This window comes from Streptomyces sp. NBC_00091 (genome assembly GCF_026343185.1).
GTDB lineage: Bacteria > Actinomycetota > Actinomycetes > Streptomycetales > Streptomycetaceae > Streptomyces.
In genome coordinates this window covers 4,912,066-4,937,511 of sequence record NZ_JAPEMA010000001.1, presented here as the reverse complement: position 1 = coordinate 4,937,511, position 25,446 = coordinate 4,912,066, and the positions used below count along the sequence as shown (strand labels likewise).

Sequence of the window (25,446 nt, the reverse complement as noted above, 5' to 3'; positions counted from 1 at the left end):
TGCGCGGGAGCCGCGTGGCAGGGTGCCCCGGGCTCGGCGCACCGGGAAACCCCCAACCATGCACAAGGTCGGCATCGACCGATAGTGTTCAGCATTGTCGAACTACGTCAGCAGGAGGCTGCGCGATGGCACGGAACATCCAGTCGCTCGAACGAGCCGCTGCGATGCTGCGGCTCCTGGCCGGCGGGGAACGCCGGCTGGGTCTCTCGGACGTGGCGTCCTCCCTCGGCCTGGCCAAGGGCACGGCGCACGGGATCCTGCGCACGCTGCAGGCCGAGGGCTTCGTGGAGCAGGACCCGGCCTCCGGGCGCTATCAGCTGGGCGCGGAGCTGCTGCGCCTGGGCAACAGCTATCTGGACGTGCACGAGCTGCGCGCACGCGCGCTGGTGTGGACGGACGACCTGGCCCGGGCGAGCGGCGAGAGCGTGTACGTGGGAGTGCTCCACCAGAGCGGGGTGCTGATCATGCACCACGTGTTCCGGCCGGACGACAGCCGTCAAGTGCTGGAGGTGGGGGCGATGCAGCCGCTGCACTCCACGGCCCTGGGCAAGGTGCTGTCGGCCTACGACCCGGTGGCGCACACGGAGGCCGTGGACGGGGAGCGTGAGGCCTTCACGCCGCGCACGGTCACCGAGGCGGCGGGCTTCGAGGAGGTCCTGGACCTGACCCGGGCGCGCGGCTGGGCGGCGGACGTCGAGGAGACCTGGGAGGGCATCGCCTCGGTGGCGGCGCCGATCCACGACCGGCGGCGGATGCCGGTCGGCGCGGTGGCGGTCGCGGGGGCCGTGGAGCGGGTCTGCGGGGAGTCCGGGGAGCCGCGTGCGGCGCTGGTGGCCTCCGTACGGGACTGCGCCCGGTCGGTTTCGCGCGATCTCGGAGCGGGCCGGTTCTGAGCTTGACCTGAATCAATCGGTCCACCCAATGGCCACTCCGCGCGCCATTTGGGTGGACTTTGGCGTTTTCCGATCATCCGATGGCCTGTTTTGGGCGATCGTACCGAGTGGTAACGATCCGGTTCTTTGACCTGGTCAGCCCTTGACGCGTTCTTCACCCAGGCGGAAAACTGCCGTTCATCGGTCGGCATTGTCGAACACCTACCGGCAATACGCGTTAGGGTATGGCGAGGCCAAGGACCGGTGCAGCACTCACCGAGTGCGGTGGACCACCGGAGGGACCCGGTGTCCGCCCACCCCCTGGACGTAAGACAAAGGAGTCGCGGGTGTCCAGCTCCGACATCTTCATCGGCGAGACCATCGGTACCGCCCTGCTCACCCTGCTCGGCGGCGGCGTCTGTGCCGCCCTGACGCTCAAGAGCTCCAAGGCCCGCAACGCGGGCTGGCTCGCGATCACCTTCGGCTGGGGTTTCGCCGTACTGATCGCCGCGTACGTCTCCGCTCCGCTCTCCGGCGCGCACCTCAACCCGGCGGTCACCGTCGGCATCGCCGTCAAGACCGGCGAGTGGGGTGACGTCCCCGTCTACTTCGCGGGCCAGCTCCTCGGCGCGATGCTCGGCGCGGTCCTGATGTGGATCACGTACTACGGCCAGTTCCGTGTGCACCTGGCGGACCCGGAGAACATCCGTGACGCCAAGCTCGGCCCGGAGGACCCGCACCCGCACGACCAGGCCGGCCCGGTGCTCGGGATCTTCTCCACCGGCCCGGAGATCCGCAACGTCGTCCAGAACCTGGCCACCGAGATCATCGGTACGTTCGTCCTGGTCCTGGCGATCCTCACCCAGGGCCTCCAGGACGGCGGCAAGGGCCTCGGCGTCATCGGCGTCCTGATCACCTCCTTCGTCGTCGTCGGCATCGGCCTCTCGCTCGGCGGCCCGACCGGCTACGCCATCAACCCGGTGCGCGACCTCGGTCCGCGCATCGTTCACGCCCTCCTGCCGCTGCCCAACAAGGGCGGTTCGGACTGGGGCTACTCCTGGATCCCGGTCGTCGGCCCGCTCGTCGGTGCCGCCATCGCCGGTGGTCTGTACAACATCGCGTTCGCCTGATCAGCTTCGGCCGCGCTCGTAAGATCCGCACCGCCCTCCTGATTCCGCCTACTCAACAGACCTGCCAGGAGCAGCCATCATGACCAGCAGCACCGGCCCCTTCATCGCCGCGATCGACCAGGGCACCACCTCCTCCCGCTGCATCGTCTTCGACCGCGACGGCCGCATCGTGGCCGTCGACCAGAAGGAGCACGAGCAGATCTTCCCGAAGCCGGGCTGGGTCGAGCACGACGCCACGGAGATCTGGACCAACGTCCAGGAGGTCGTCGCCGGCGCCATCGCCAAGGCTGAGATCACCGCCGCCGACGTCAAGGCAGTCGGCATCACCAACCAGCGCGAGACCACCGTCCTGTGGGACCGCCACACCGGCGAGCCGGTGCACAACGCGCTGGTCTGGCAGGACACCCGTACCGACTCGCTGTGCAAGGAGCTCGGCCGCAACGTCGGCCAGGACCGCTTCCGCCGCGAGACCGGCCTGCCGCTCGCGAGCTACTTCGCGGGCCCGAAGGTCCGCTGGCTGCTCGACAACGTCGAGGGCCTGCGCGAGCGCGCCGAGGCCGGCGACATCCTCTTCGGCACCATGGACTCCTGGGTCATCTGGAACCTCACCGGTGGCGCCCAGGGCGGCGTGCACGTCACGGACGTCACCAACGCCTCGCGCACCATGCTGATGAACCTTCACAGCCTGGCCTGGGACGAGAAGATCGCCGAGTCCATGGGCGTCCCGCTCAACGTCCTCCCGGAGATCAAGTCCTCCGCCGAGGTCTACGGCCACGTCCAGGACGGCGTCCTCGCCGGTGTCCCGGTCGCCTCGGCGCTCGGTGACCAGCAGGCCGCGCTCTTCGGCCAGACCTGTTTCGCCGAGGGCGAGGCGAAGTCCACCTACGGCACCGGCACGTTCATGCTGATGAACACCGGCGACAAGATCATCAACTCCTACAGCGGCCTGCTGACCACGGTCGGCTACCAGATCGGCGACCAGAAGCCGGTCTACGCCCTCGAGGGCTCCATCGCCGTCACCGGCTCGCTCGTCCAGTGGATGCGCGACCAGATGGGCATGATCAAGACCGCGGCCGAGATCGAGACCCTGGCCTCCTCCGTCGAGGACAACGGCGGCGCCTACTTCGTGCCGGCCTTCTCCGGCCTGTTCGCCCCGTACTGGCGCTCCGACGCCCGCGGTGTGATCGCCGGCCTCACCCGGTACGTCACCAAGGCGCACATCGCCCGTGCCGTCCTGGAGGCCACCGCCTGGCAGACCCGCGAGATCACCGACGCCATGACCAAGGACTCCGGCGTCGAGCTGGCGGCCCTCAAGGTCGACGGTGGTATGACCTCGAACAACCTGCTGATGCAGACGCTCTCGGACTTCCTGGACGCCCCCGTGGTGCGCCCGATGGTCGCCGAGACCACCTGCCTCGGCGCCGCCTACGCCGCCGGCCTGGCCGTCGGCTTCTGGCCCGACACCGACGCCCTGCGCGCCAACTGGCGCCGCGCGGCGGAATGGACCCCGCGGATGCCCGCCGACCAGCGGGACCGCGAGTACAAGAACTGGCTCAAGGCCGTCGAGCGGTCCATGGGCTGGATCGACGACGAAGACGCCAGCTGACGCACCAGCTGAGTCAATCGACGAGGAGCTGAAAGAGATATGAGCAGCCTGCAGAGCGTTCCCACACTGGGTACGCACCCGACCGCCGGTGTCAACGCGAGCCGCGCCGAGACGCGTGAGCAGCTGGCGAAGGCCACGTACGACCTGCTGGTCATCGGCGGTGGGATCCTGGGCACCTCGGTGGCCTGGCACGCCGCGCAGTCGGGTCTGCGGGTTGCCATGGTGGACGCCGGCGACTTCGCCGGCGCCACCTCCTCGGCTTCCTCCAAGCTCGTCCACGGCGGTCTGCGCTACCTGCAGACCGGTGCGGTCAAGCTGGTGGCGGAGAACCACCACGAGCGTCGGGTGCTGGCCAAGGACGTGGCCCCGCACCTGGTCAACCCGCTCACCTTCTACCTGCCGGTCTACAAGGGCGGTCCGGTGGGTGCGGCCAAGCTGGGCGCGGGCGTCTTCGCCTACTCCGCCCTCTCGGCCTTCGGCGACGGCATGGGCAAGGTCATATCCCCGGCCCGTGCCGCCGCCGACAACCCGGGTCTGAAGACGGACAACCTCAAGGCCGTCGCGGTCTACTACGACCACCAGATGAACGACTCCCGCGTGGCCGTCATGACGGTCCGCGCGGCCGTCGAGTCGGGTGCGGTCGTCCTCAACCACGCCGAGGTCACCGGCCTGCGCATGACGCGCGGCCGGGTCAGCGGCGCCGAGCTCAAGGACCGCCTGGACGGCACCGAGTTCGGAGTCGACGCGCGCGTCGTGCTCAACGCCACCGGCCCGTGGGTGGACCACCTGCGGCGCATGGAAGACAAGCACTCGATGCCGTCGATCCGCCTCTCCAAGGGCGCGCACATCGTCATGAAGCGCAAGTCGCCGTGGAAGGCCGCCATGGCCACCCCGATCGACAAGTACCGCATCACCTTCGCCCTCCCGTGGGAGGACCAGCTGCTGCTCGGCACCACCGACGAGGTCTACGAGGGCGACCCGGCGGACGTGCGCGCCACCGAGAAGGACATCGAGCAGATCCTGGACGAGGCCGCGTTCTCCATCAAGGACGCCGACCTCGACCGCTCGCTGATGACGTACGCCTTCGCCGGCCTGCGCGTGCTGCCCGGCGGCCCCGGCGGCGTCGAGAAGGCCAAGCGCGAGACGGTGGTCTCCGAGGGCGCGGGCGGCATGCTGTCCGTGGCCGGCGGCAAGTGGACCACGTACCGTCACATCGGCCGTGTGGTCATGGACAAGCTCGCCAAGCTCCCGGGCAGCCCGCTGACCGAGGACATGGAGTCGGTGAAGTCGCTCGTACGCCGGATCCCGCTGCCCGGTGTCGCCAACCCGAACGCGGTCGCGCACCGGCTGCTGGTGGACCGCGAGCCCGGCACGCGGATGGACCCGCTGACCGCCCGCCACCTGGCCTCGCACTACGGCTCGCTGGCCTTCGACATCGCCCGACTGGCGAACGAGGACGCGGCGCTGGCCGAGCGGATCCACCCGGACGGTCCGGAGATCTGGGCGCAGGTCGCCTACGCCCGTGACAACGAGTGGGCCGAGACGGTCGACGACGTGCTGCGCCGCCGTACGACGGTGACGGTCCGCGGCCTGGACGACGAGGCCGTACGGGCCCGCGTCGAGGAGATGCTGAGCCGCAAGGCATAGCTCGTACGCAGGTGGGGAAGAGGGGCGGTTCCGAGGGGAACCGCCCCTCTGTCGTGGGCTGTGGCCGATGTCCCACAAAGGCTTAGGCTGGCCCACGTACGCAAGAACTTCGGAAGGAGACCTGGGTGATCGAGCTTGAGGGCGTGCCCGAGCTGATCGACCCGGTCATGGTGGCCGCGTTCGAGGGCTGGAACGACGCGGGTGACGCCGCCTCCGGTGCGGTGGCGCACCTGGACCGGGAGTGGAAGGGCGAGGTCTTCGCGGCGCTGGACGCCGAGGACTACTACGACTTCCAGGTCAACCGGCCGACGGTGTGGCTGGACAACGGGGTCAGGAAGATCATCTGGCCGACGACGCGGCTTTCGGTGGTCCGGATCGGCGGCGCGAAGCCGCGCGACCTGGTGCTGGTGCGGGGCATCGAACCGTCCATGCGCTGGCGGTCGTTCTGCAACGAGCTGCTCGGTTTCGCGCACGAGCTGGGCGTGGAGATGGTGGTCATCCTGGGCGCGCTGCTCGGCGACACCCCGCACACGCGGCCGGTGCCGGTGAGCGGGGTGACCTCGGACGCGGACCTCGCGCGGACGATGGACCTCGAGGAGACCAAGTACGAGGGCCCGACCGGGATCGTGGGCGTGCTCCAGGAGGCCTGTACGCACGCGGGTGTTCCGGCGGTGTCGCTGTGGGCGGCGGTGCCGCACTACGTCTCCCAGCCGCCGAACCCGAAGGCGACGCTGGCGCTGCTGAACCGGCTCGAGGACCTGATCGACATCCGGATCCCGCTGGGCGAACTCCCGGAGGACGCGCGGGCGTGGCAGCTGGGCGTGGACCAACTGGCCGCCGAGGACAGCGAGGTGGCGGAGTACGTCCAGACGCTGGAGGAGGCGCGGGACACCGCCGACCTGCCGGAGGCGTCGGGCGACGCGATCGCGCGGGAGTTCGAGCGGTACCTGCGGCGGCGTGACCCCTCCGCCGGTGCGGAGCCGGGGGACGGGTCGTACCTGCGGGACACGTCCAGCGGGCTGACGCGGCCGCCGCGGCGCAAGGCCGAGCCCTCCGGGGAGGAGGCGCAGCCGCCGGTGGCTCCGCCGGAGGAGCCGGGGGACTCCCCGGAGACCCCGGGAGCCCCGGAGACCCCCGAGGCGTAGCCGGGCCGGGGCCGGGGCGGGGCCGGGCGGGGCCGCTGCGCGGAGCCGTCCCCTACCCGCCCTTTCACCGTTTCTCCCCCAGCTACCGCTGGGAGGTGCCCCCAGGGCTCTGCCCGGACCCTCCCCCAGACTCCGTCCGGGGGGACCCCCAGCCTCAAACGCCGGCGGGGCTGGAATTGCCCTCCGGGCAATCCAGCCCCGCCGTGCGCAGCTTTACAGGGCTACGCCCAGGAGGGCGTCGACCGTGCGGGAGACCAGGCCGGGGGCCGTTTCGTCGGTCTCGTCGGAGGCGAGCTGGCGCTCGACCCAGCGGTCCACGGCCGCCAGCGCGGCCGGGGCGTCGAGGTCGCGGGCGAGGGCCTCGCGGACCTCCTCGACCAGGGCGTCCGCCGGGACCCCGTCCGGACGGGAGACCGCCGCGCGCCAGCGCTCCAGGCGGGCCACCGCCTCGGCGAGGACCTCGTCGGTCCACTCCCAGTTCGCCCGGTAGTGGTGCGAGAGCAGGGCCAGGCGGATCGCGGCCGGGTCGACGCCGGCTCGGCGCAGGGCGGAGACGAAGACCAGGTTGCCCTTGGACTTCGACATCTTCTCGCCGTGCAGCGCGACCATGCCCGCGTGGACGTACGCCTTGGCCATCGGGAACTCGCCCGTCAGGGCCTGCGCGTGCGAGGCGCCCATCTCGTGGTGCGGGAAGGCCAGGTCGGAGCCGCCGCCCTGGATGTCGAAGCCCATGCCCAGGTGTTCCAGGGCGATGGCGACGCACTCGATGTGCCAGCCCGGCCGGCCGCGGCCCAGCGAGGCGCCGTCCCAGCTCGGCTCGCCCTCACGGGCGGCCATCCACAGCATCGGGTCGAGGGGGTTCTTCTTGCCCGGGCGGTCCGGGTCCCCGCCGCGCTCGGCGGACAGCAGCCGCATCGCCTGGGCGTCGAGGTGGGAGACCCCGCCGAAGTGCGGGTCGGACTCCACCGAGAAGTAGACGTCGCCGTCCAGCTCGTACGCGGCGCCCGCGTCCCGGAGCCGCTCGACCAGCGGCACGATGCCGGGTATGGCCTCGACGGCGCCGATGTAGTGCTGCGGCGGCAGCATGCGCAGGGCGGTCATGTCCTCGCGGAAGAGGGCGGTCTCGCGCTCGGCGAGCTCGGTCCAGTCGTGCCCGTCGCGCAGCGCGCGCTCGAGGAGCGGATCGTCCACGTCCGTGACGTTCTGGACGTAGTGGACCTGCCGCTTGTTGTCGAGCCACACGCGCTGAACGAGGTCGAACGCGTTGTAGGTCGCCGCGTGACCGATATGGGTCGCGTCGTACGGGGTGATCCCGCAGACATAGAGGCGGGCGACGGGACCGGGGGCGAGGGTGATCGTCCCCTGTGTCGCGGAGTCGTGGATCTGGAGGTCGCGGCCCTTGCCGGGCAGGGCGGGGACCTCAGAAGCGGGCCAGGCATGCATGCTTCGAGCCTAACCGGACGAGTGTTCCGGAAACGAATGCGACCAGCACTGTTGGCTTGATCGGCACTCTTGCGATCTGGCCGATTCTGTGCGTCCGCCACATCCGGGCGACCGGCCTGCTCAGACGGGCGGCCAGGGGATCGCCGGCCACTGCCCGGAGGGCTGCGGATGCCGCCCCTCGCGCAGCAGCAGGGCCACCCGGGCCCGTACGGCGGCCAGCTCGGCGGCGGTGATCAGTTCGCCCAGCCGGGTGGCGAGCGGGGCCCCTTCGGCGAGCTGGTCCCGCAGGGACTCCAGGACCGAGCGGGCCTCCTCGGTGAGCGGTTCCCCGGCCCAGCCCCACAGCAGGGTGCGCAGCTTGTCGTCGGCGTGGAAGGACACCCCGTGGTCGATCCCGTAGAGCCTGCCGTCCGGTGCGGGCAGCAGGTGGCCGCCCTTGCGGTCGCCGTTGTTGATCACCGCGTCCAGCACGGCGAGGCGGCGCAGCCGGGGGTCGTCGGCGTGCACGAGGAGGGCGGTGCGGCCCTCCCCGACCTCGGCGAGGGCGACGGGCTTCCAGCCCTCCCCCGCCTCCTCTCCCTCGACGAGCGCGAGGAGCCCGGACTCCGGTGATTCTCCGGCGTCGATCCAGTGCTGGACCATGCCTTCTCCGTACGGGCCGTCGCGCAGCACCGTGGTCGGCACCAGTCCCCACCCGGTGGCCTCGGAGACGAGGTAGGCGGCGCGCTCGCGCCGGGCGAGGTTCCCGTCGGGGAAGTCCCACAGGGGCCGCTCGCCCTTGACGGGCTTGTAGACGCACTCCGCGCTTCGGCCCTCGTAGGCGACCGTGCACAGCAGGACCGCGTTGGAGGCCTCGGCGATGCGGCCGCGGACGGTGAGCTCACCGCGGGTGAGCAGCTCCTCTATCGGGGTCACGGCGCTCACACCTGGCGCCGGTACCCGTTCTGGCGGGGGCACACGTGCCCCTCGGGGTCCAGGGGCAGGCTGCACAGCGGGCACGGCGGGCGGCCCGCGTTGACCACGTCGAGGGCCCGCTTGGCGAAGGCCCGGGCCTGTGCGCCGGAGAGCCGGACGCGCAGCATCGGCGGGCCGTTCTCCTCGTCCTGGAGCAGGCGTTCCTCGGCCTCGGCGAGGTCCTCCTCGGAGTCGGCGTCGAGTTCGACGAGCGCCTGGGCCTCGACGATCATCCGCTGCTCCTCGCCGTCCCAGGCGAGCGCCATGGTGCCGACGCGGAACTCCTCCTCGACGGGGACGTCCAGCGGTGCGGTGTCGGCGGCCTCGGTGGAGGCGACGGCGGGGACGGGGGCGTTGCCTCCGGTGCGCCGGACGACCTCGTCGAGCAGCTCGTCCATCCGCTCGGCCAGCGCCGCGACCTGGGTCTTCTCCAGGGACACGCTGGTGACGCGGCTGCCCGCGGAGGCCTGGAGGAAGAAGGTGCGGCGCCCCGGCAGACCGACCGTGCCGGCCACGAAGCGGTCCGGGGGGTCGTATAGGAACACCTGACGGGGCACGACCGGTCTCCAAGTCTGAGGCGGGGCAGGGCTGCGCTCTTGCTGTTGGCCCTGCCACCCTACTGCGCCGTTCGATCAGGCCGCGCCCGCGCCGCCTCCCACGACGGCGTTGCCCCCGCCCTCGGTCTCGCTCTCGGCGGAGACGGCCGCGCGCGGGATCAGCGGGGCGAGGTCGCCGGTGTCGCCGAGGCGCAGCAGGAAGGGCCGGGTGGGGGTGTAGCGGATCGCGGTGACCGAGCAGGGGTCGACGTGGATCCGCTGGAAGAGGTCGAGGTGCATGCCGAGGGCGTCGGCGACGAGGGACTTGATGATGTCCCCGTGGGAGCACATGAGGAAGACGGCGTCGGCGCCGTGCTCCTGCTCGATCCGCGTGTTCCATTCGCGTACGGCGTCCACGGCGCGGCTCTGCATGGCGCGCATCGACTCGCCGCCGGGGAAGGCGGCGGCCGAGGGGTGCTGCTGGACGATCTTCATGAGGGGTTCGTCGGCGAGTTCGGAGAGTTTGCGGCCCGACCAGTCGCCGTAGTGGCATTCGCCGATCCGCTCGTCCGTGTGCAGGGGCAGCCCGGGGCGGGCGGCGAGCAGCGGGGCCAGGGTCTCCTGGCAGCGCTGGAGCGGGCTGCTGACGGCGGCCGCGAGGGGGACCCCGTCCAGCCGTCCGGGCAGTGCGGCGGCCTGTCCGGCGCCGTGTTCGTCGAGGGCCACTCCCGGGGTCCATCCGGCGAGCAGCCCTGCGGTGTTGGCGGTGGACCGCCCGTGTCGTACGAGGATCAGCGTGGCCATGCATGCAGGGTAAGCGGTGGCGCCGGTATGCGGGCGGGCCCGTGTGGGGGGAGAATGCCCGGCGTGATTGTCGACTGCGCGATGTACCGGGACGGCCGCCGCTCCGAGGCCCCCGGGGACTTCTCCGACGCCCTGGAGGAGGCCCGGGCCTACGGCGACGCCTTCCTGTGGGTCGGCATGCACGAGCCGACGGCGGAGGAGTTCGACCATGTGAGCCGGGAGTTCGGCCTGCACCCGCTGGCGGTGGAGGACGCGCTGACGGCGCACCAGCGTCCGAAGCTGGAGGTGTACGACGACTCGCTGTTCGTGGTCCTCAAGCCGGTGATCTACGACGACGACGCGGACACGGTGACCACGGGCGAGCTGATGGTGTTCATCGGCGACTCCTTCGTGGTCACGGTCCGGCACGGCGAGGGGGCCGCGCTGGCGGCCGTACGCCGCCGGCTGGAGCAGGAGCCGGACGTACTGCGGCACGGCCCGACGGCGGTGCTGTACGCGGTGTCCGACGCGGTGGTGGACCACTACATCGAGGTGGCGGCCGAACTCCAGGCGGACCTGGAGGAGCTGGAGGCGGAGGTGTTCGCGCCGAACGCCCAGGACTCCAAGAACACCGCCGCCCGGATCTACGGTTTCAAGCGGCAGGTCCTGGAGTTCCGCCGGGCGACGAGCCCGCTGCTCCAGCCGATGGACCGGCTCGCCTTCGGGCAGGTGCCCTTCGTGCACGAGCACGCCCAGCCCTTCTTCCGGGACGTGGCCGACCACCTGACGAAGGCCAACGAGTACATCGAGGGCCTGGACCGGCTGCTGTCGGACGCGCTGGCCGCGCACCTGGCGCAGATGGGCGTCCGGCAGAACGACGACATGCGCAAGATCTCCGCCTGGGCGGCCATGGCGGCCGTCCCGACGATGGTCGCGGGGATCTACGGGATGAACTTCGACGACATGCCGGAGCTCAGGCAGACCTGGGGCTATCCGGCGGTGGTGCTGCTCATGGTGGGCCTGTGCCTGGGCCTGCACCGAATGTTCAAGCGGCGCGGCTGGCTCTGAGCCTCGCGAGCCGTCCGGCTCCGGGGCTCCGGCTCGGGCTTCCCGGCTACGCGAAGCCGTGGGAGGCCGCGGGCAGGCCGCCCAGCGGGTTCTCGCGCTCCGGGGGACGCAGCCGGACCATGCGGTGCCAGCCGCTGAAGCGCTCGTACGCGTACATCGCGCGGATGCCGGCGGAGAGCGCCGCGGCCTTGGGCGCGGGCCAGTGCAGCAGCCGGCCCATGTGGCCCATGACGGCGAGGCTGACGTCCCGGTAGACGCCGATCTCGGCGAGGGCGCTCTCGCGCAGGACCCGCTGGATGGTCCGGCCGTGTCCCTCGCGGGCGAGGCGCAGCAGTTCCTCGTGGCAGTAGGCGAGGTGGTTGTCCTCGTCGTGGCTGATCACGCGGATGGCCTTGCCGACCTCGGGGTGGTCGCCGAAGTGGCGTACCAGCATGTCCATCTGGTCGGCGGCGCGCTGTTCGGTGACCCGGCTGTGCGCGAGGTAGACGACGATGTCCTCCTCGGTCAGGGGCTCGTCGCGGCGCAGCTTGTCGTGCGCGAGGCCGATGCCGCGGCGTTCCAGCAGCATCGTGTAGTCGGTCTCGGGCGGGACGGGGACGGCGGGCAGGCCGCGCTTGCGCAGCAGGGCCTGGAAGATCCGGCCGTGCTTGTCCTCGTCGGCGCCGTGCCGGGTGATCTTGGGGGCGAGGTCGCGCATGCCGTCGGGTACCAGGGCGGAGATCCGGGCGTTCTCCCAGCCGCCCTGGGACTCCCCGCTGGCGGCGATCGAGCAGAACAGCTGGAAGGAGTCGTCGTGGTCGACGATCTCCTGGAACAGGCTGCGGGCAGAGAGCATGGAACGAGTCAAATGCGGATCGATCGGGCGGGCAACCGATACGTCGCACTACTCGGCCGAATGAACGAAACCGGCGGCCCGTCCGCGGGGCGTAACCCCGGGGCCGGGCCGCGCGTTGTGTGCTGTGTCGGCCGTGGCGGGGAAGACCCCCCGAGCCCCCACCACGGCCGCAGAGCCCTTTCCCTCGTCCGGCCGTCAGGCCAGGCCGGCCAGCTCCAGCGCCTCGGTGCCGGCCCGCAGGGCGGTGATCCGCTCGTCGAGGGTGAAGCCTGCCGGGGCCAGCGTGAGGGTGGTGACCCCGGCCTCGGCGTAGGCCCGCATCCCGTCCGCGATCCGCTCCACGGAACCCAGCAGGGTGGTCGAGTCGATCAGCGAGTGCGGGACGGCGGCGGCCGCCCCCTCCTTGTCGCCGCCCAGGTACTTGGCCTGGATCTCGGCGGCCTCCTTCTCGTAGCCCATCCGCTGGGCGAGCTGGTTGTAGAAGTTCTGCTTCGGGCTGCCCATGCCGCCGACGTACAGGGCGGTGTAGGGGCGGAACATGTCCGCGAGGGCCGTCACGTCCTCGCCGATGGCCAGCGGCACGGTCGGGCAGACGTCGAAGCCGTCCATCGTCAGCCCGGCCTTCTCGCGGCCCGCGCGGATGTGCCGCAGGGCCGTCTCCTCCAGGTGTTCGGCGGCCGGGAAGATCAGCAGGGCGCCGTCGGCGATCTCCCCGGTCTGCTCCAGGTTCTTCGGCCCGATGGCGGCGATGTAGAGCGGGATGTGCTCGCGCTCCGGGTGCACGGTCAGCTTGAGCGGCTTGCCGGGGCCGCCGGGCAGCGGGAGGGTCCAGTGCGCGCCCTCATAACTCAGCCGTTCGCGGGACATGGCCTTGCGGACGATCTCCACGTACTCCCGGGTCCGGGCGAGCGGCTTGTCGAACTTCACGCCGTACCAGCCCTCGGAGACCTGCGGGCCGGAGACGCCGAGGCCGAGCCGGAAGCGGCCCTTGGTGAGCGAGTCCAGGGTGGCGGCGGTCATCGCCGTCATCGCGGGCTGGCGGGCCGGGATCTGGAAGATGGCCGAGCCGACGTCGATCCGCTCCGTCTGGGCGGCCACCCAGGCCAGCACGGTCGCCGCGTCCGAGCCGTAGGCCTCGGCGGCCCAGCAGACGTCGTAGCCGAGCCGGTCGGCCTCCTGGGCGACGGCGAGGTTGTCGGCGTCCATGCCCGCACCCCAGTAGCCGAGATTGATGCCGAGCCGCATGTGTCGTCCCCTTACGAATGTGCCGGTTTACCGATCAGTAACGTGGGTCTGCGGGGGACTGTAGCGCGCCCGACGGCCCCGCGTCAGTGCCCCAGTAGTCTCAGCGCTCATGGAGCAGAGGCATCTCGGCCGCACCGGACTGCGCGTCTCCCGGATCGGCCTCGGCACCCTGACCTGGGGCCGTGACACCGGCGAGGAAGCCGCCGCCGAGCAGTTGAAGACGTTCTGGGACGCGGGCGGCACGCTCGTCGACACGGCCGACGTGTACGGCGGCGGGGAGGCGGAGTACCTCCTCGGGCAGCTGGTGGGCTCCCTCGTGCCGCGCCGGGACCTGGTCATCGCGACCAAGGCGGGCAGCGTGCCCGATCCCGACCGGCGCTTCAACGGCTCGCGCGGGCATCTGCTGGCCGCCCTGGACGACTCCCTGGACCGCCTCGGCACCGATTACGTGGACCTGTGGCAGGTCCACGCCTTCGACCCCGAGACCCCGCTGGAGGAGACCCTCCAGGTGCTGGACCTGGCCGTCAGCAGCGGGCGGGCCCGGTACGCGGGGGTGTCCAACTTCAGCGGCTGGCAGCTGGCGAAGGCCGCGACCTGGCAGCTCGCCGCGCCGGGGACGCGCACCCGGCTGGCCTCGACCCAGATGGAGTACTCGCTCCTCCAGCGGGGCGTGGAGCGGGAGGTGCTCCCGGCCGCGCTGGACCTGGGGGTCGGCCTGCTGCCGTCCTCCCCGCTGGGCCGGGGGGTGCTGACGGGCAAGTACCGGGACGGGACCCCGGCCGACTCCCGGGGCGCGTCGCCCTCCCTGGCCGCGCTCGTGGACCCGTACCTGGACGAGGCGGCGGGGCGGATCGTGGACGCGGTGGTGACGGCCGCGCAGGGCCTGGCCGTGACCCCGCTCCAGGTGGCCCTGGCCTGGATCCGGGACCGGCCCGGGGTGGCCGCCCCGATCGTCGGCGCGCGGACGGCCGCGCAGCTGGGGGCGGCGCTGTCGGTGGAGGCGCTTAGTCTTCCGGAGGAGATCTGCCGGGCGCTGGACGACGTGTCGGCGCCCGTGCACCGCTACCCCGATCAGGACTGGAGCACGCTGTGAGTACGGACCCCGAGGCCGCCCGCCCCGCCGACCCGGCTGCCGCGGAGGCCACGCACGGGGCCGCCGCGGCGACCCCGGAGCCCGGCCCCGCCGGCGCGGAGCCCGAGGATCCGCACGCACCCGCCTCCACCGCCGCCGAGCGGGCCCGGGACGAAGACCCGGTTCCCCCGGCCGGCTCCGGCGAGGCGGACGCCCCTGCGTCCACCGGCCCCGACGGGGACGGCTCCGGCGAGGCGGGCGCCGACGGCCGGGAGGGTCCGGGCGGAGCCCCGGGGGCCCCGGACGGGGACGGGGGGCCGGGGGCGGAGCCTTTGGTTTCGGGAAGGGGCGGGGTGGGGGAAAGCCCCGCAGGGCCGGACACCGGCACCTCCGACGGCGCGGCCGAACCCGCGGAGGCGCAGCCGGCGCCCGGGCTGACCGAGGCGCAGGCCGAGCTGGCCGCGCAGAAGGTCGAGCGGGAGCGCATCGCCCGGCGCAAGGCCGAGCGCGAGGCCCCCGTCGAGGCCGGCGGCAAGCTCAGCGGCAAGGCCGCCGATCTGATGGCCGCCGTACGGGCCGTGGAGAGCGGAGCCAAGCCCGCCGCCGTGTACTTCGACGAGGCCCCGGCCGCTCCCCGCAAGGCGGCCCCGGCGCCCCCGCAGCCCCGCCCGGCGGCCCCGGCCCCCTCCCCCGCGCCGGCCGCCGCGGACATCGGCGCCGTCCGCGCCGTACTGACCCGCGGCGGCGCCCCCGAGGCCCTGGCCGGGCAGGCCGCCGAGGCCCTCGGCGAGGGCGCGGCCGAGCAGCTGGCCGAGGACCCCTGGCGGCTGCTCGTGGTCCCCGGGGTGCGCCCGGCGCAGGCGGACGGCTTCGCGCAGGCCCTGCTGGGGGCGGAGGCCGGTCCCGCCGACGAGCGCCGGGGCGCGGCCCTGCTGGGCTGGCTCCTCGCCCAGGCCGCCGTCAAGGGGCACACCGCCCTGGAGGCCCCGGTCCTGGAGAAGGCCCTGGCCCAGTACGGGGTCCCGGCCCCCGCCGAGGCCCTGGAGTCGGCCATCGGCGAGGGCGCGGTGCTGGTGTTCCACGAGCCGCTCGGGCCGCCCGCCGGTGAGGACGAGGAGCAGCCCGTCCGGATCCTCGTGGGCCTGGAGGAACACGCCCTGGCGGAGGAGGCCCTGGCGGACGGCCTGGCCCGGCTGGCCGGCACCTTCGGCGGCCCCGCCGACTGGTCGGCCGCCGCCACCGGCCCCGCCGCCGAACTGGTCCGGGCCGTCGCGGGCCACGGCCTGGTCACCCACACCGGCGGCGAGGCCGCCCGCGCCGAACCGCGGGCCCTGCTGGCGGCCGCCCGGGAACTGGGCCTGCGGGCCTGCCTGGCGGCGCACGCGCCCGCCACCGGCGTCGGCGTCGGCGCCGTCACCGTGGCCGGGCTGCTCGCGGGGACGCAGGGCCCCGGGCGGGACGCCGACGGCCGCTTCGACCTGGACCTGCTGATCGTCCTGGACGCGCCCCAGCTGGACGTGGAGACGGCGGCCGCCCTCGTGGAGTCCGTGCCCGACGGGGCCCGCCTGGTGCTCTCCGGCGACCCCGGGGTGCTCGGATCGGCCGGCCCCGGGCGGGTGTTCGCCGATGTGCTGGCGGCCCGCGCGTTCCCCCAGGTGGTGTCCCGCACCCCGGACCCCGGCCCGATCGGCGAGCTGGTCTCGGGGGTCGGGATCGGGGAGCTCAACCAGGTCGACGCCCCCGGCAAGGAGGTCGTCATCGTCCCCGTGCGGGACGCCGGCGAGGCCGTGCACCGCACCGTCCAGCTGGTCGCCGAGTCGGTGCCGCGCGCCTTCGGGATCCCGGCGGACGCCGTGCAGGTCATCACCCCGGGCCACGGCGGCTCGGCGGGTACCCGGGCGCTGAACGCCGCCCTGAAGGAGCGGCTGAACCCCGGCCCCGGCCGGTTCGGCGGCTTCGACCCCGGCGACCGGGTGGTCCACGTGCCCTCCCCCGGGCGGGCGCTGCCGGCCCGGGTGGTGTCGGCCGACGCGCAGGGGCTGCACCTGGACGCGGCGGGCGCGCGGGTCGTCGTACCGAAGGAGCGGGTGGAGTCGCAGGTGCGGCACGGCTGGGCGGTGACGGCGCACCAGGCCGTGGGGGCGCGCTGGCCCGCGGTGGTCGTCGTACTGCCGGGGGACGCGGCGCAGGCCCTGTCCCGGGACTGGGTGTACACGGCCTTCGGCCGCGCCGAGCGGCACCTGTCCGTGGTCCACGGGGTCGACGAGGCGCTGCCGCGCGCGGTGGCGCAGGTGCTGCCGAAGCCGCGTACGACCCGGCTCACGGGCCTGCTGCGGGCCCTGACGGCTGCTCAGGAGGAGCAGCCGTAGCGGACGGCGGCGCGCCGTGCCCCCGCCCGGTGACCGGGCGGGGGCACGGCGGGCGCCGCGGACCCGGCCCTCAGGCGGGGGCCAGACCGGACTCGGCGGCGCTCTCCTCCTCGTCGGCTTCCTCGGCGTCTTCGGCGTCTTCGTCTTCGAAGTCGGGCTCCTCGTCGAAGACGGAGCTCACGTCGAAGCGGTGCAGGACGTCCTGCGGATCGGTCTGGCCGAAGGGCGAGCCCAACCAGTCCCCCGGTTCCGCGACCTCCTCCAGGGCGGCGATCCAGAGGGTGGAGTCGCCTTCCTCGAGACCGAACTCCTTGTAGCGGGAGGCGATCTCGTCGGGCTCGTACTCCCCGAAGAGCACACCGAGCGCTCCGGCGGTGCCGGCGTCGTCGAGGAGCTCGGCGTCCCGGTCGTGCGCGGCGACGCGTTCGGCCTGGGCGATCAGCCGGGCCGGTTCGACCACGGCGTAGTCGCGGCGGATGAGCACGCTGAACGCGGCGGGCTCGGCGGGGCCGGTGTACGGGACACCGGTCTCGGGGGTGGGGATCTCGAAGGGGGTGACCTCGTCGTAGCGGTCGTAGAGGAGTTCGTCGTACTCCTCGGCCGCGGCGGCGAGTTCGTTGAAGGCGGCGTAGACGGCCGGGTCCTCGTCCCCGATCCTGCTCTCGACCGCGGCGAGGTGACGGTCGAGAGCGGCCTTGACCGCCTCGGCGGCGGCGCGTACCTCGGCAACAGTGGGCAGAGCGGCATCAGACATAGTGCAGACGCTATCCGTAGCGGGGCTCTGCCCGCACAATAGATGCGATGCCGGAATACGAATTTGTCGACGTGTACGTGCCTCGCGGGACCTCCCGCCAGGAGGCGAACCGCCTGTTGACCGACCATGCCGAGTACGGGCACTGGGAGCTGGACCGCCTGTCCCTGTTCCGGGACGGCAGCCGCCGCGTGCGGTTGCGCCGCCGGATCATCCGCCAGGTCCGCGCGACCTGGTGACGCGGGCCCCGGTACGGGGGCCCGCGTCGTGAGTGGCCGTCAGGCGGCGTTGCGGGCGCGCCGGTAGAGCACGGCTCCGGCCAGCAGCAGACCGCCGGCGAGCGGGACACCGGCCGTCAGGGCGTCACCGGCACCGGTGGCGGCGAGGCCCACGCCCTGCCCCTGGCCGGGGTGAGTGGCCGGGGTGACCGGGGTGCCCGTGCCGGGCGTGCCCGGGGTGACCGTGCCGGGCGTGCCCGGGGTGACCGAGCCCGCGCCGGGGCCGGTGGGGGTACCGGGCGTACCCGGCTTTCCGGGGGTGTGCCCGCCCGGGGTGCCGGGGTTGCCCGGGGTGTGCCCGCCGGGGTTGCCCGGGGTCTGGCCGCCGGGCGTTCCGGGGTTACCCGGGGTCTGCCCGCCCGGGGTGCCCGGGGTGCCGGGGGTCTGGCCGCCCGGGGTGCCGGGGTTGCCCGGGTGTCCCGGCTCGTCGTCGCACGGCTCCTCGTGCCCGCCGCCCGGGGTGCCCGGGTTGCCCGGGTGACCGGGGTGGTCCGGGTGCTGCGGGTGTTCCGGGTGGCTCGGGTGATCCGGGTGCTGCGGCTTGCCCGGCTGGTTGGCGCAGCGGTTGCCGAAGGCCGGGTTCAGACCCCCAACCACCGTCACCGTGTTGCCGCACACGTTCACCGGCGCGTCCACCGGCGCCTGCACGGTGTTCCCGGACAGCAGGCCCGGAGAGTTCGCGGCGTGCCCGGACGCCGCCGAATCCGCCTGGGCGTGACCGCCGCCGAGCGCCAGAACACCCCCCGCGGCCGCCATCGTGATCAGTGTCTTCCTCGTGACCTGAACCGGTCGTCGCATCTGTACTCGTCCCCTGGTGTGTACGTTCCGTTCGACGCACAGGCCGTGCCGTACGGGCTCCCCCGCCTGCCGCGCCGAAATGAGCATCCGGGCCCGAAAAGCCCGGCGGCCCCGGAGCGCTGGCAGCGCCCCGGGGCCAGAACTTCAGATGCGTCAGGCGTTGACGCAGGTGTTGCCGAAGGACGGGTTCAGCAGCGCGATGATGTTCACCGTGTTGCCGCAGACGTTGACCGGGACGTGGACCGGGACCTGGACGACGTTGCCGGACAGGACGCCGGGGGAGCCGATGGCCGCACCCTGGGCACCCGCGTCGGCGACAGCCAGGCCCGCACCCGCGAGAACCAGACCACCGGTGGCAGCCGCAGCGGCGGCAACCTTCTTGAGCATTGTTCCTCCTAGTAGGCAAGTGCGGTCCCAGCCGCGGACCGCACCACCTGTAACGAGGAGGGATCACCAGGGCTACGAGCGTATGAGCGCATTCACTCTTCTCAGTGGAATCCGCACACCTTCCCGAATCTCCGGCGTTATCCGGCGTCAGGCGTTGTCGATGAACCGGTCGAGGACTCGGACGCCGAACTTCAGCCCGTCCACCGGCACCCGCTCGTCCACGCCGTGGAACATGCCGGCGAAGTCCAGCTCCGGCGGCAGCTGGAGCGGGGCGAAGCCGAAGCAGCGGATGCCGAGGTCGTCGAAGGACTTGGCGTCCGTCCCGCCGGAGAGCATGTACGGGACCGCCCGCGCGATCGGGTCCTCGGCCCTCAGGGCGCCCTGCATGGCGTCCACGAGGCGCCCGTCGAAGTCCGTCTCCAGGGCCTTGTCCCCGTGTACGTCCTCCCGCTTCACGCGCGGGCCGAGGATCCGGTCGAGGTCGGCGAAGAACTCGTCCTCGTAGCCCGGCAGGAAGCGGCCGTCCACGTGGGCCGTGGCCTGGCCGGGGATGACGTTGACCTTGTAGCCGGCGCCGAGCATCGTCGGGGCGGCGGAGTTGCGCAGGGTCGCGCCGACCATCTTGGCGATGCCGCCGAGCTTGGCGAGCGTGGCGTCCATGTCGTCGGGGTCGAGCGGGGTTCCGAGGGCGTCCGAGAGTTCGTCGAGGAAGTGTCGAACGGTCTTCGTGACGCGCACCGGCCACTGGTGGCGGCCGAGGCGGCCGACGGCCTCGCACAGCTCGGTGATCGCGTTGTCGTTGTTGGTCATGGAGCCGTGTCCCGCGGTGCCCTCGACCGTGAGCCGCATCCAGTGCATGCCCTTCTGGGCCGTCTCCACGAGGTAGAGCCGCAGGTTCTCGTTCACGGTGAAGGAGAAGCCGCCGACCTCCCCGATGGCCTCGGTGACGCCCTCGAAGAGCCCGGGGTGCTTGTCGACGAGGTGCCGGGCGCCGTAGGTGCCGCCGGCCTCCTCGTCGGCGAGGAAGGCCAGCACGATGTCGCGCGGGGGCTTGCGCCCGCTGCGCATGCGGTCGCGTACGACGGCCAGCGTCATCGCGTCCATGTCCTTCATGTCGACCGCGCCGCGGCCCCATACGCAGCCGTCGGCGATCTCGCCCGCGAAGGGGTCGTAGGTCCAGTCGGCGGCGTTGGCCGGGACCACGTCGGTGTGCCCGTGGATCAGCAGGGCGGGCCGCGAGGGGTCCTCCCCCTCGATCCGGGCCACGGTCGAGGCCCGCCCCTTGTGCGATTCGAAGATCTGCGGTTCCAGCCCGACCTCGGCCAGTTTCTCGGCGACCCACTCGGCCGCCTTGCGCTCGCCGGGACCCGAGTGGTCCCCGTAGTTGCTGGTGTCGATCCGGATGAGGTCCCGGCAGAGGTCGACGACCTCGTCCTCTCCGGAGACGGCCTTGCCCGCGCCCGATGCGCTCACGCTGTTCCTCCCACTGATCAGTACCGGCTACCTCCCCCATCCTCCCGCTCCGGGCCCTTCCGCCCAAGGGCGATCCCGGGCCACCGGGGGGTGTGATCGAGGACCCCCGGCGGTTTGGTAATGTTTTCCACGTCGAAGCGGCCCGCGAGGGGCGTACGGCACACACCCGGTCCGGGTGGCGGAATGGCAGACGCGCTAGCTTGAGGTGCTAGTGCCCTTTATCGGGCGTGGGGGTTCAAGTCCCCCCTCGGACACAAAGAGAAGGACCCCGCTTCGGCGGGGTCCTTCTTCGTTCCCGGGAGCCCCGGGACGGCCGCCCCGGGCGCGAGAAGGCGGCCCCGGAATGTTTGGTAGTGTTTCCCTCGTCGCAACGGCCCGCCAGGGGCGTACGGCACACACCCGGTCCGGGTGGCGGAATGGCAGACGCGCTAGCTTGAGGTGCTAGTGCCCTTTATCGGGCGTGGGGGTTCAAGTCCCCCCTCGGACACAGACAGAAGGACCCCGCTTCGGCGGGGTCCTTCTTCGTTCCCCGGCGGCGGCAGGGCGGAACGGAGAAGGCCCCCGGGCCGGGATCTCGGATCCCGGCCCGGGGGCCTTCCGCGTACGGCGGGGGTGTCAGTCGCGGGTGGCGGCGAGCTCGGCCACCCGGCCGCGGACCAGGAACCAGCCGCCGACGAGGGCGGCGGCGATGGCCGGGAGGAACATGACCGTGGTGCGGCCGACGCCGCCGTCGCACCACATCAGGACCAGGACCGTGACCAGGAAGACCAGGGTCACGATCTGGGTGTAGGGGGCCCAGGGCAGGCGGTAGGCCGGCCGGTCGACCAGGCCGTTCTGCGCGCGGCGCCAGAAGAACAGCGAGCAGAGCATGACCATCGCCCAGGTGCCGAGGATGCCGATGGAGGCGAGGTTGAGGACGATCTCGAAGGCCTCGCCGGGCATCCAGTAGTTCAGGCCGACGCCGGCGACGCCGAAGGCGGCGGTGAAGAGGACACCGCCGTAGGGGACCTTGCCCTTGTTCATGACGCCGGTGAACTTGGGGGCGGAGCCGGACATGGCCATCGAGCGCAGGATCCGGCCGGTGGAGTAGAGGCCGGAGTTCAGGCTGGACAGGGCGGCGGTCAGGACGACCAGGTTCATCACGCCGGCGGCGCCGGGGACGCCGAGCTTGTCGAAGACGGTGACGAAGGGGCTCTGGTCGGACGAGTACGCGGTGTACGGGAGCAGCAGGGCCAGCAGGACCACGGAGCCGACGTAGAAGAGGCCCACGCGCCACATGATCGAGTTGATCGCCTTCGGCATGATCTTCTCGGGGTTCTCGGTCTCGCCGGCGGCGACGCCGCAGAGCTCGACGGAGGCGTACGCGAAGACCACGCCCTGGATCACCAGGAGCATCGGGAGGACGCCGGAGGGGAAGATGCCGCCGTTGTCGGTGATGTTGGCCAGGCCCGGGGTGTTGCCGCCGATGTCGTGGCTGGTGGCGACGAGCCAGATGCCGACGATCAGGAAGATCACCAGGGCGGCGACCTTGACCAGGGAGAACCAGAACTCCATCTCGCCGAAGTACTTCACCGAGATCAGGTTCGCGGTGAGGACGACGGCCAGGGCGATGAAGGCGAGCACCCACTGGGGGACGTCGGTGAACATCGACCAGAAGTGGGCGTAGGTCGCGGCGGCCGTGATGTCAGCCACGGTGGTCGTGGACCAGTTGAGGAAGTAGAGCCAGCCCGCGGTGTAGGCGCCCTTCTCCCCCATGAACTCGCGCGCGTACGAGACGAAGGCTCCGGAGGACGGGCGGTAGAGGACCAGCTCGCCCAGGGCCCGGACCACGAAGAAGGCGAAGACGCCGCACACCGCGTAGGCGATGGCCAGGGAGGGGCCGGCGCCGGCGATGCGGCCTCCGGCGCCGAGGAACAGGCCGGTGCCTATCGCCCCGCCGATGGCGATCATGTTGATGTGGCGGGACTTGAGATCCTTGCTGTAGCCCTCATCACCGGCGTCGACAGGGCGGGGGGACGCCTTGGCTGGGGCCTCGGTCAAGGTGCGATCGCTCATGCGGGACTTCGCCTTCGTGGGTCGGACAGGCAGGTCCGGACCGCGTGCGGGGGAGCTGGGTGGTGTCCCCCGTGCTGCGGTTCCGGTGATTTTGTCGACCCAGGAGACCATGAGCTTCGGCCACCCGCCAAAATCGGCCTCCTGCACGCGGAAACCCCCGGGGACCATGGAAACGGTCTCCGGGGGCTTCCCAGGGATATGAATACGAGGCTACGGGCCTCAGGCGCTCGGGGTGGCCTCCGCGGCCTGGTCGAGGCGGAAGGCCTCGTTGCCCAGGCCGATCCGGGCGTGGGCCTCGGGGCGGCGGGACTTCAGCAGCAGCCCGTTGACCAGTCCGCCGAGCGCGGCGACGGCGATGATGGCGGGCAGGGCCCAGCTCAGCACGGAGCCCGCCTCGGCGCCGACCAGGACGGCGAAGTCCTTGACGGTGTAGACGGCGATCCCGACCAGGGCCAGGGCGGCCAGGCCCGCCGCGACGAGCCGCCAGACCTGGGCGCCCGCGGTGCCCCGTCGGACGAAGAAGGCGATGACGGCGACGGAGGCCGCGGCCATCAGGACGGTGACGCCGAGGGCGCCGACGCTGCCCATCCAGGTGAACAGGTGCAGGACGGGCGCGGTGGGGTCGCCGGTCGGCATGGAGTCGGTGACCGCGAACACGATGACGACGAGGGCGGCGACCACGGTCTGGAGGAGGGAGCCGGTCGCGGGGGCGCCGGTGCCCGGGTTGGTGCGGCCGAAGCGGGCGGGCAGCAGGCCCTCGCGGCCCATGGCGAAGGCGTAGCGCGCCACGACGTTGTGGAAGCTGAGCATGGCCGCGAACATGCCGGTCACGAAGAGCACGTGCAGGACGTCGGTGAAGGTGGCGCCGAGGCGGCTCTGGGTGAGCTCGAAGAGCAGGCCGGGCCCGGCCTCGGCGGAGGCCTTGACGATCCCGGCGGGGCCGGTGGCGACCGAGAGGGCCCAGGAGCTGAGGGCGAAGAACAGCGCGACGAAGCCGATGGCGAGGAACATCACGCGGGAGACGATGATGTGCGGCTTGGTGGTCTCCTCGGCGTAGACCGGGGACTGCTCGAAGCCGACGAAGGCGGCGATGCAGAAGCACAGGGCGGTGCCGAGGCCGGCTCCGCCGAGGGTGCCGGGGTCGAAGGCGCTCAGGGAGAGGCCTTCGGGGCCGGGCTTGCCGAGGGCGGCGAGGTCGAAGACGACGACGAGGGCGCACTCGACGATCAGCAGAACGCCGAGCACCTTGGCGTTGAGGTCGATCTTGAGCCAGCCGAGGGCGCCGGTGACGGCGACCGCGATCAGGGCCGGGATCCACCAGGCGAGCTGCGTGTCCAGGTAGGTCGCGAAGAGGCCGGATATCTCGAAGCCGAGGATGCCGTACACGGCGACCTGCATGGCGCTGTACGCGACGAGGGCGACGAGGGAGGCGGTGGCTCCGGCGGTGGGCCCGAGGCCGCGGGCGATGTAGGCGTAGAAGGCGCCGGCGTTGTGGACGTGCCGGCTCATCTCGGCGTAGCCCACGCCGAACAGGGCGAGGACGACGCCGAGGATCACGTAGAGCAGCGGCTGGCCGACGATGCCCATGACCCCGAAGATCGTGGGCATGACACCGGCGACGACCAGCAGCGGGGCGCTGGCGGCGAGTACGGAGAGCAGCAGTCCGGCGGTGCCGAGGCGGTCGGCCCGCAGGGCCCGGTCCTGGCCCTTGTACGTGCGGATCTCGGCCGCGGTGTCGGCTGGGAGCGTGGTGGATCTGCCCGTCGGCATGGCAGGGTCCTTTCGGGGGTGACTGGTCAAGCCGTGCCGAGCGCGGCACTGCGCGCGGCGAGGAAGGCCTTGTGCGGGTCCCGGTCCGGGTAGGACCAGGGGGCGGGGGTGGCGTGGCCGCCGATGCGGTGGAAGAGGGCGGCCGCCTCGGCGGGGCGGCCTTCGCAGAGCTTGGCGTGGGCGAGGAAGTTGAGGTCGACCCGGTTGCGGGGGTGGTCCTCGCGTTCCCACTCCAGCCACCAGTCGAAGGCGGAGCGCAGTACCTGGCGGGCGCGGCGGCCGGTCCAGTGCTCTGCGGCGGCCTCGGAGGTGGCGCTGCCCCGGGCGGCGGCGAGGACGCGGAAGCGTTCGGCGTGGGCGATCACGGGCAGTACGGCGAGCGGGGAGTCGGCCGGGGACTCCTCGGCGGCCCAGGCGGCGAAGTCGTAGACCTCGTGGAGCGGGTCCTGGCCGGCGGCGGGGGTGCGTTCGGCGAGCTTGGCGACCATGAGGTGGTGGGCGTGGTGGTGCTCGCGGTGGCGGGCCCGGACCTGGTCGAAGTGGCGGCTGAACTCCTCCTCGGTGCCGAAGGCGCGGGCGAGCATGAGCAGGCCGAGCCAGGGGGTCGGGTCGGCGGGGAGCAGCGCGGCGGCGCGACGGCAGGCCTCCTCGGCGGCCTCGGGAGTGCCCTTGCCGCGCAGGGCGGTGAAGACGGCGGAGCAGGCGAGGAGGGTGGCGGCGTCGGCGCTCTCGGGTTCGGCGAGCAGCCATTCGCGGGCCCAGGCGGTGGCGGCCGGGGTCTCGGCGAGGACGACGACGCGGTGGCCGCGGCGGTCCCAGTCGTCGCCGGTGGCGACGAGGAGGGTACGGGCCTTGGCCCAGCGGCCCTGGGTGAACTGGGTCCGGACTCCGACGAGTTCGGTGTCGCACAGGGCCGGGTCGAAGAGCTGGGCGTCCCGTTTGCGGGCGCGGCCGAGGGGCGGCGGAGGCGGGGACATCCGCGGGTTCCCTCCAGGACGCGGGCGCGTGTGGACGCGCGTGGACTACGTACGTGGGAGCACGCACGGCGGTACGGGTGTGGCGGGTGGTGCGGGTGGTACGCGTGGGATGCCGACGGTGCGGCTTGATCATGCCGGTGAGCGATCCGGATGATCACGCACAGCAAACCGGTAGGCACAGCTCCGCGTCAAGGTCCGGTCCACTGGGTGGCGCGTTTCAACTGGTGAGCAGAAGGGGCGAGTTGGGACGCA

The 25,446-nt window shown here is 72.4% G+C and carries 22 protein-coding genes and 2 tRNA genes; 11 read left to right on the top strand and 13 right to left on the bottom strand.

Features of this window, described 5'->3' with window-relative positions; genetic code table 11:
* The first annotated feature begins 125 nt into the window (after positions 1 to 125).
* From OOK34_RS22785 to OOK34_RS22765, 5 genes are all read left to right on the top strand, one after another.
* Entirely contained in the window at positions 126 to 893 is a 768-nt protein-coding gene (locus OOK34_RS22785) for an IclR family transcriptional regulator (protein WP_267035702.1), read from the top strand.
* Between the two features lie 326 nt (positions 894 to 1,219).
* Positions 1,220 to 2,002, top strand: a complete 783-nt coding sequence (locus OOK34_RS22780) for an MIP/aquaporin family protein (RefSeq protein ID WP_267035701.1) — start codon at positions 1,220 to 1,222, stop codon at positions 2,000 to 2,002.
* Positions 2,003 to 2,081: 79 nt separating this feature from the next.
* Positions 2,082 to 3,608 (top strand): glycerol kinase GlpK, encoded by a 1,527-nt coding sequence (gene glpK, locus OOK34_RS22775; RefSeq protein ID WP_267035700.1) that lies wholly within the window; start codon positions 2,082 to 2,084, stop codon positions 3,606 to 3,608.
* A 39-nt stretch (positions 3,609 to 3,647) separates the two neighbouring features.
* The gene (locus OOK34_RS22770; protein ID WP_267035699.1) at positions 3,648 to 5,255 is read left to right on the top strand and encodes a glycerol-3-phosphate dehydrogenase/oxidase; all 1,608 of its coding nucleotides are present in this window, start codon (positions 3,648 to 3,650) and stop codon (positions 5,253 to 5,255) included.
* Between the two features lie 125 nt (positions 5,256 to 5,380).
* On the top strand, positions 5,381 to 6,400 hold the full coding sequence (locus tag OOK34_RS22765) for a PAC2 family protein (protein ID WP_267035698.1): 1,020 nt from the start codon (positions 5,381 to 5,383) through the stop codon (positions 6,398 to 6,400).
* 213 nt (positions 6,401 to 6,613) lie between these two features.
* Here OOK34_RS22765 and mshC read toward each other — a convergent pair whose 3' ends face one another.
* From mshC to OOK34_RS22745, 4 genes are all read right to left on the bottom strand, one after another.
* Positions 6,614 to 7,843 carry a cysteine--1-D-myo-inosityl 2-amino-2-deoxy-alpha-D-glucopyranoside ligase gene (mshC, locus tag OOK34_RS22760; protein WP_267035697.1) on the bottom strand — a complete coding sequence of 410 codons (1,230 nt, stop codon included), beginning with the start codon at positions 7,841 to 7,843 and terminating at the stop codon, positions 6,614 to 6,616.
* A gap of 120 nt (positions 7,844 to 7,963) precedes the next feature.
* The gene (locus OOK34_RS22755; protein ID WP_267035696.1) at positions 7,964 to 8,758 is read right to left on the bottom strand and encodes an SCO1664 family protein; all 795 of its coding nucleotides are present in this window, start codon (positions 8,756 to 8,758) and stop codon (positions 7,964 to 7,966) included.
* A gap of 5 nt (positions 8,759 to 8,763) precedes the next feature.
* A complete protein-coding gene (locus OOK34_RS22750) occupies positions 8,764 to 9,354 on the bottom strand; it encodes a DUF3090 domain-containing protein (protein ID WP_267035695.1) in 591 nt (196 codons plus the stop codon).
* A 75-nt stretch (positions 9,355 to 9,429) separates the two neighbouring features.
* Entirely contained in the window at positions 9,430 to 10,137 is a 708-nt protein-coding gene (locus tag OOK34_RS22745) for a histidine phosphatase family protein (RefSeq protein ID WP_267035694.1), read from the bottom strand.
* A 54-nt stretch (positions 10,138 to 10,191) separates the two neighbouring features.
* Between OOK34_RS22745 and corA the strand changes: the two genes are divergently transcribed.
* Entirely contained in the window at positions 10,192 to 11,184 is a 993-nt protein-coding gene (gene corA / locus OOK34_RS22740) for a magnesium/cobalt transporter CorA (protein ID WP_267035693.1), read from the top strand.
* Positions 11,185 to 11,230: 46 nt separating this feature from the next.
* On the opposite strand, the gene OOK34_RS22735 is transcribed toward corA, so the two are convergent.
* Together OOK34_RS22735 and OOK34_RS22730 are read right to left on the bottom strand one after the other, a co-directional pair.
* A complete protein-coding gene (locus OOK34_RS22735; protein WP_267035692.1) occupies positions 11,231 to 12,019 on the bottom strand; it encodes a ferritin-like domain-containing protein in 789 nt (262 codons plus the stop codon).
* A gap of 195 nt (positions 12,020 to 12,214) precedes the next feature.
* Positions 12,215 to 13,264 carry an LLM class F420-dependent oxidoreductase gene (locus OOK34_RS22730; protein WP_267035691.1) on the bottom strand — a complete coding sequence of 350 codons (1,050 nt, stop codon included), beginning with the start codon at positions 13,262 to 13,264 and terminating at the stop codon, positions 12,215 to 12,217.
* A gap of 109 nt (positions 13,265 to 13,373) precedes the next feature.
* On the opposite strand from OOK34_RS22730, the gene OOK34_RS22725 reads away from it, so the two are divergent.
* Both OOK34_RS22725 and OOK34_RS22720 read left to right on the top strand, forming a co-directional pair.
* Entirely contained in the window at positions 13,374 to 14,357 is a 984-nt protein-coding gene (locus OOK34_RS22725) for an aldo/keto reductase (RefSeq protein ID WP_267035690.1), read from the top strand.
* On the top strand, positions 14,354 to 16,705 hold the full coding sequence (locus OOK34_RS22720; RefSeq protein WP_267035689.1) for an ATP-dependent RecD-like DNA helicase: 2,352 nt from the start codon (positions 14,354 to 14,356) through the stop codon (positions 16,703 to 16,705). The genes OOK34_RS22725 and OOK34_RS22720 overlap by 4 nt, the downstream gene beginning before the upstream one ends.
* A 70-nt stretch (positions 16,706 to 16,775) precedes the next feature.
* Here OOK34_RS22720 and OOK34_RS22715 read toward each other — a convergent pair whose 3' ends face one another.
* A complete protein-coding gene (locus tag OOK34_RS22715; RefSeq protein ID WP_267035688.1) occupies positions 16,776 to 17,459 on the bottom strand; it encodes a hypothetical protein in 684 nt (227 codons plus the stop codon).
* A 47-nt stretch (positions 17,460 to 17,506) separates the two neighbouring features.
* Here OOK34_RS22715 and OOK34_RS22710 point away from each other — a divergent pair, with 47 nt between their 5' ends.
* The gene (locus tag OOK34_RS22710; RefSeq protein WP_267035687.1) at positions 17,507 to 17,695 is read left to right on the top strand and encodes a DUF5703 family protein; all 189 of its coding nucleotides are present in this window, start codon (positions 17,507 to 17,509) and stop codon (positions 17,693 to 17,695) included.
* A gap of 39 nt (positions 17,696 to 17,734) precedes the next feature.
* On the opposite strand, the gene OOK34_RS22705 is transcribed toward OOK34_RS22710, so the two are convergent.
* From OOK34_RS22705 to OOK34_RS22695, 3 genes are all read right to left on the bottom strand, one after another.
* Positions 17,735 to 18,532, bottom strand: coding sequence for a chaplin (locus OOK34_RS22705; RefSeq protein WP_267035686.1), 798 nt, complete (start codon positions 18,530 to 18,532; stop codon positions 17,735 to 17,737).
* 153 nt (positions 18,533 to 18,685) lie between these two features.
* Positions 18,686 to 18,919: a chaplin gene (locus OOK34_RS22700; protein WP_267035685.1), complete on the bottom strand. Its 234-nt coding sequence runs from the start codon at positions 18,917 to 18,919 to the stop codon at positions 18,686 to 18,688.
* Between the two features lie 147 nt (positions 18,920 to 19,066).
* Entirely contained in the window at positions 19,067 to 20,392 is a 1,326-nt protein-coding gene (locus tag OOK34_RS22695) for a M20/M25/M40 family metallo-hydrolase (RefSeq protein ID WP_267035684.1), read from the bottom strand.
* Between the two features lie 169 nt (positions 20,393 to 20,561).
* On the opposite strand from OOK34_RS22695, the gene OOK34_RS22690 reads away from it, so the two are divergent.
* Together OOK34_RS22690 and OOK34_RS22685 are read left to right on the top strand one after the other, a co-directional pair.
* Positions 20,562 to 20,646 (top strand) — tRNA-Leu (locus OOK34_RS22690).
* 148 nt (positions 20,647 to 20,794) lie between these two features.
* Positions 20,795 to 20,879, top strand: a tRNA-Leu gene (locus OOK34_RS22685).
* A 128-nt stretch (positions 20,880 to 21,007) separates the two neighbouring features.
* Here OOK34_RS22685 and OOK34_RS22680 read toward each other — a convergent pair.
* The 3 genes from OOK34_RS22680 to OOK34_RS22670 form a co-directional block, all read right to left on the bottom strand.
* Positions 21,008 to 22,447, bottom strand: coding sequence for an amino acid permease (locus tag OOK34_RS22680; protein WP_267035683.1), 1,440 nt, complete (start codon positions 22,445 to 22,447; stop codon positions 21,008 to 21,010).
* A gap of 219 nt (positions 22,448 to 22,666) precedes the next feature.
* Positions 22,667 to 24,217 (bottom strand): APC family permease, encoded by a 1,551-nt coding sequence (locus OOK34_RS22675; RefSeq protein ID WP_267035682.1) that lies wholly within the window; start codon positions 24,215 to 24,217, stop codon positions 22,667 to 22,669.
* Between the two features lie 26 nt (positions 24,218 to 24,243).
* A complete protein-coding gene (locus tag OOK34_RS22670) occupies positions 24,244 to 25,194 on the bottom strand; it encodes a hypothetical protein (RefSeq protein WP_267035681.1) in 951 nt (316 codons plus the stop codon).
* Positions 25,195 to 25,446: the final 252 nt, after the last annotated feature.

Excerpts from the sequence above, each read along its gene's own strand:
- OOK34_RS22785 (WP_267035702.1), top strand. The coding sequence starts at position 126 with ATGGCACGGAACATCCAGTCGCTCGAACGAGCCGCTGCGATGCTGCGG.
- OOK34_RS22710 (WP_267035687.1), top strand. The coding sequence starts at position 17,507 with ATGCCGGAATACGAATTTGTCGACGTGTACGTGCCTCGCGGGACCTCC.
- OOK34_RS22675 (WP_267035682.1), bottom strand. The coding sequence starts at position 24,217 with ATGCCGACGGGCAGATCCACCACGCTCCCAGCCGACACCGCGGCCGAG.
- OOK34_RS22725 (WP_267035690.1), top strand. The coding sequence starts at position 13,374 with ATGGAGCAGAGGCATCTCGGCCGCACCGGACTGCGCGTCTCCCGGATC.
- OOK34_RS22715 (WP_267035688.1), bottom strand. The coding sequence starts at position 17,459 with ATGTCTGATGCCGCTCTGCCCACTGTTGCCGAGGTACGCGCCGCCGCC.
- OOK34_RS22670 (WP_267035681.1), bottom strand. The coding sequence starts at position 25,194 with ATGTCCCCGCCTCCGCCGCCCCTCGGCCGCGCCCGCAAACGGGACGCC.
- glpK (WP_267035700.1), top strand. The coding sequence starts at position 2,082 with ATGACCAGCAGCACCGGCCCCTTCATCGCCGCGATCGACCAGGGCACC.
- OOK34_RS22730 (WP_267035691.1), bottom strand. The coding sequence starts at position 13,264 with ATGCGGCTCGGCATCAATCTCGGCTACTGGGGTGCGGGCATGGACGCC.
- OOK34_RS22770 (WP_267035699.1), top strand. The coding sequence starts at position 3,648 with ATGAGCAGCCTGCAGAGCGTTCCCACACTGGGTACGCACCCGACCGCC.
- OOK34_RS22705 (WP_267035686.1), bottom strand. The coding sequence starts at position 18,532 with ATGCGACGACCGGTTCAGGTCACGAGGAAGACACTGATCACGATGGCG.
- OOK34_RS22745 (WP_267035694.1), bottom strand. The coding sequence starts at position 10,137 with ATGGCCACGCTGATCCTCGTACGACACGGGCGGTCCACCGCCAACACC.
- OOK34_RS22700 (WP_267035685.1), bottom strand. The coding sequence starts at position 18,919 with ATGCTCAAGAAGGTTGCCGCCGCTGCGGCTGCCACCGGTGGTCTGGTT.
- corA (WP_267035693.1), top strand. The coding sequence starts at position 10,192 with ATGCCCGGCGTGATTGTCGACTGCGCGATGTACCGGGACGGCCGCCGC.
- OOK34_RS22680 (WP_267035683.1), bottom strand. The coding sequence starts at position 22,447 with ATGAGCGATCGCACCTTGACCGAGGCCCCAGCCAAGGCGTCCCCCCGC.
- mshC (WP_267035697.1), bottom strand. The coding sequence starts at position 7,843 with ATGCATGCCTGGCCCGCTTCTGAGGTCCCCGCCCTGCCCGGCAAGGGC.
- OOK34_RS22735 (WP_267035692.1), bottom strand. The coding sequence starts at position 12,019 with ATGCTCTCTGCCCGCAGCCTGTTCCAGGAGATCGTCGACCACGACGAC.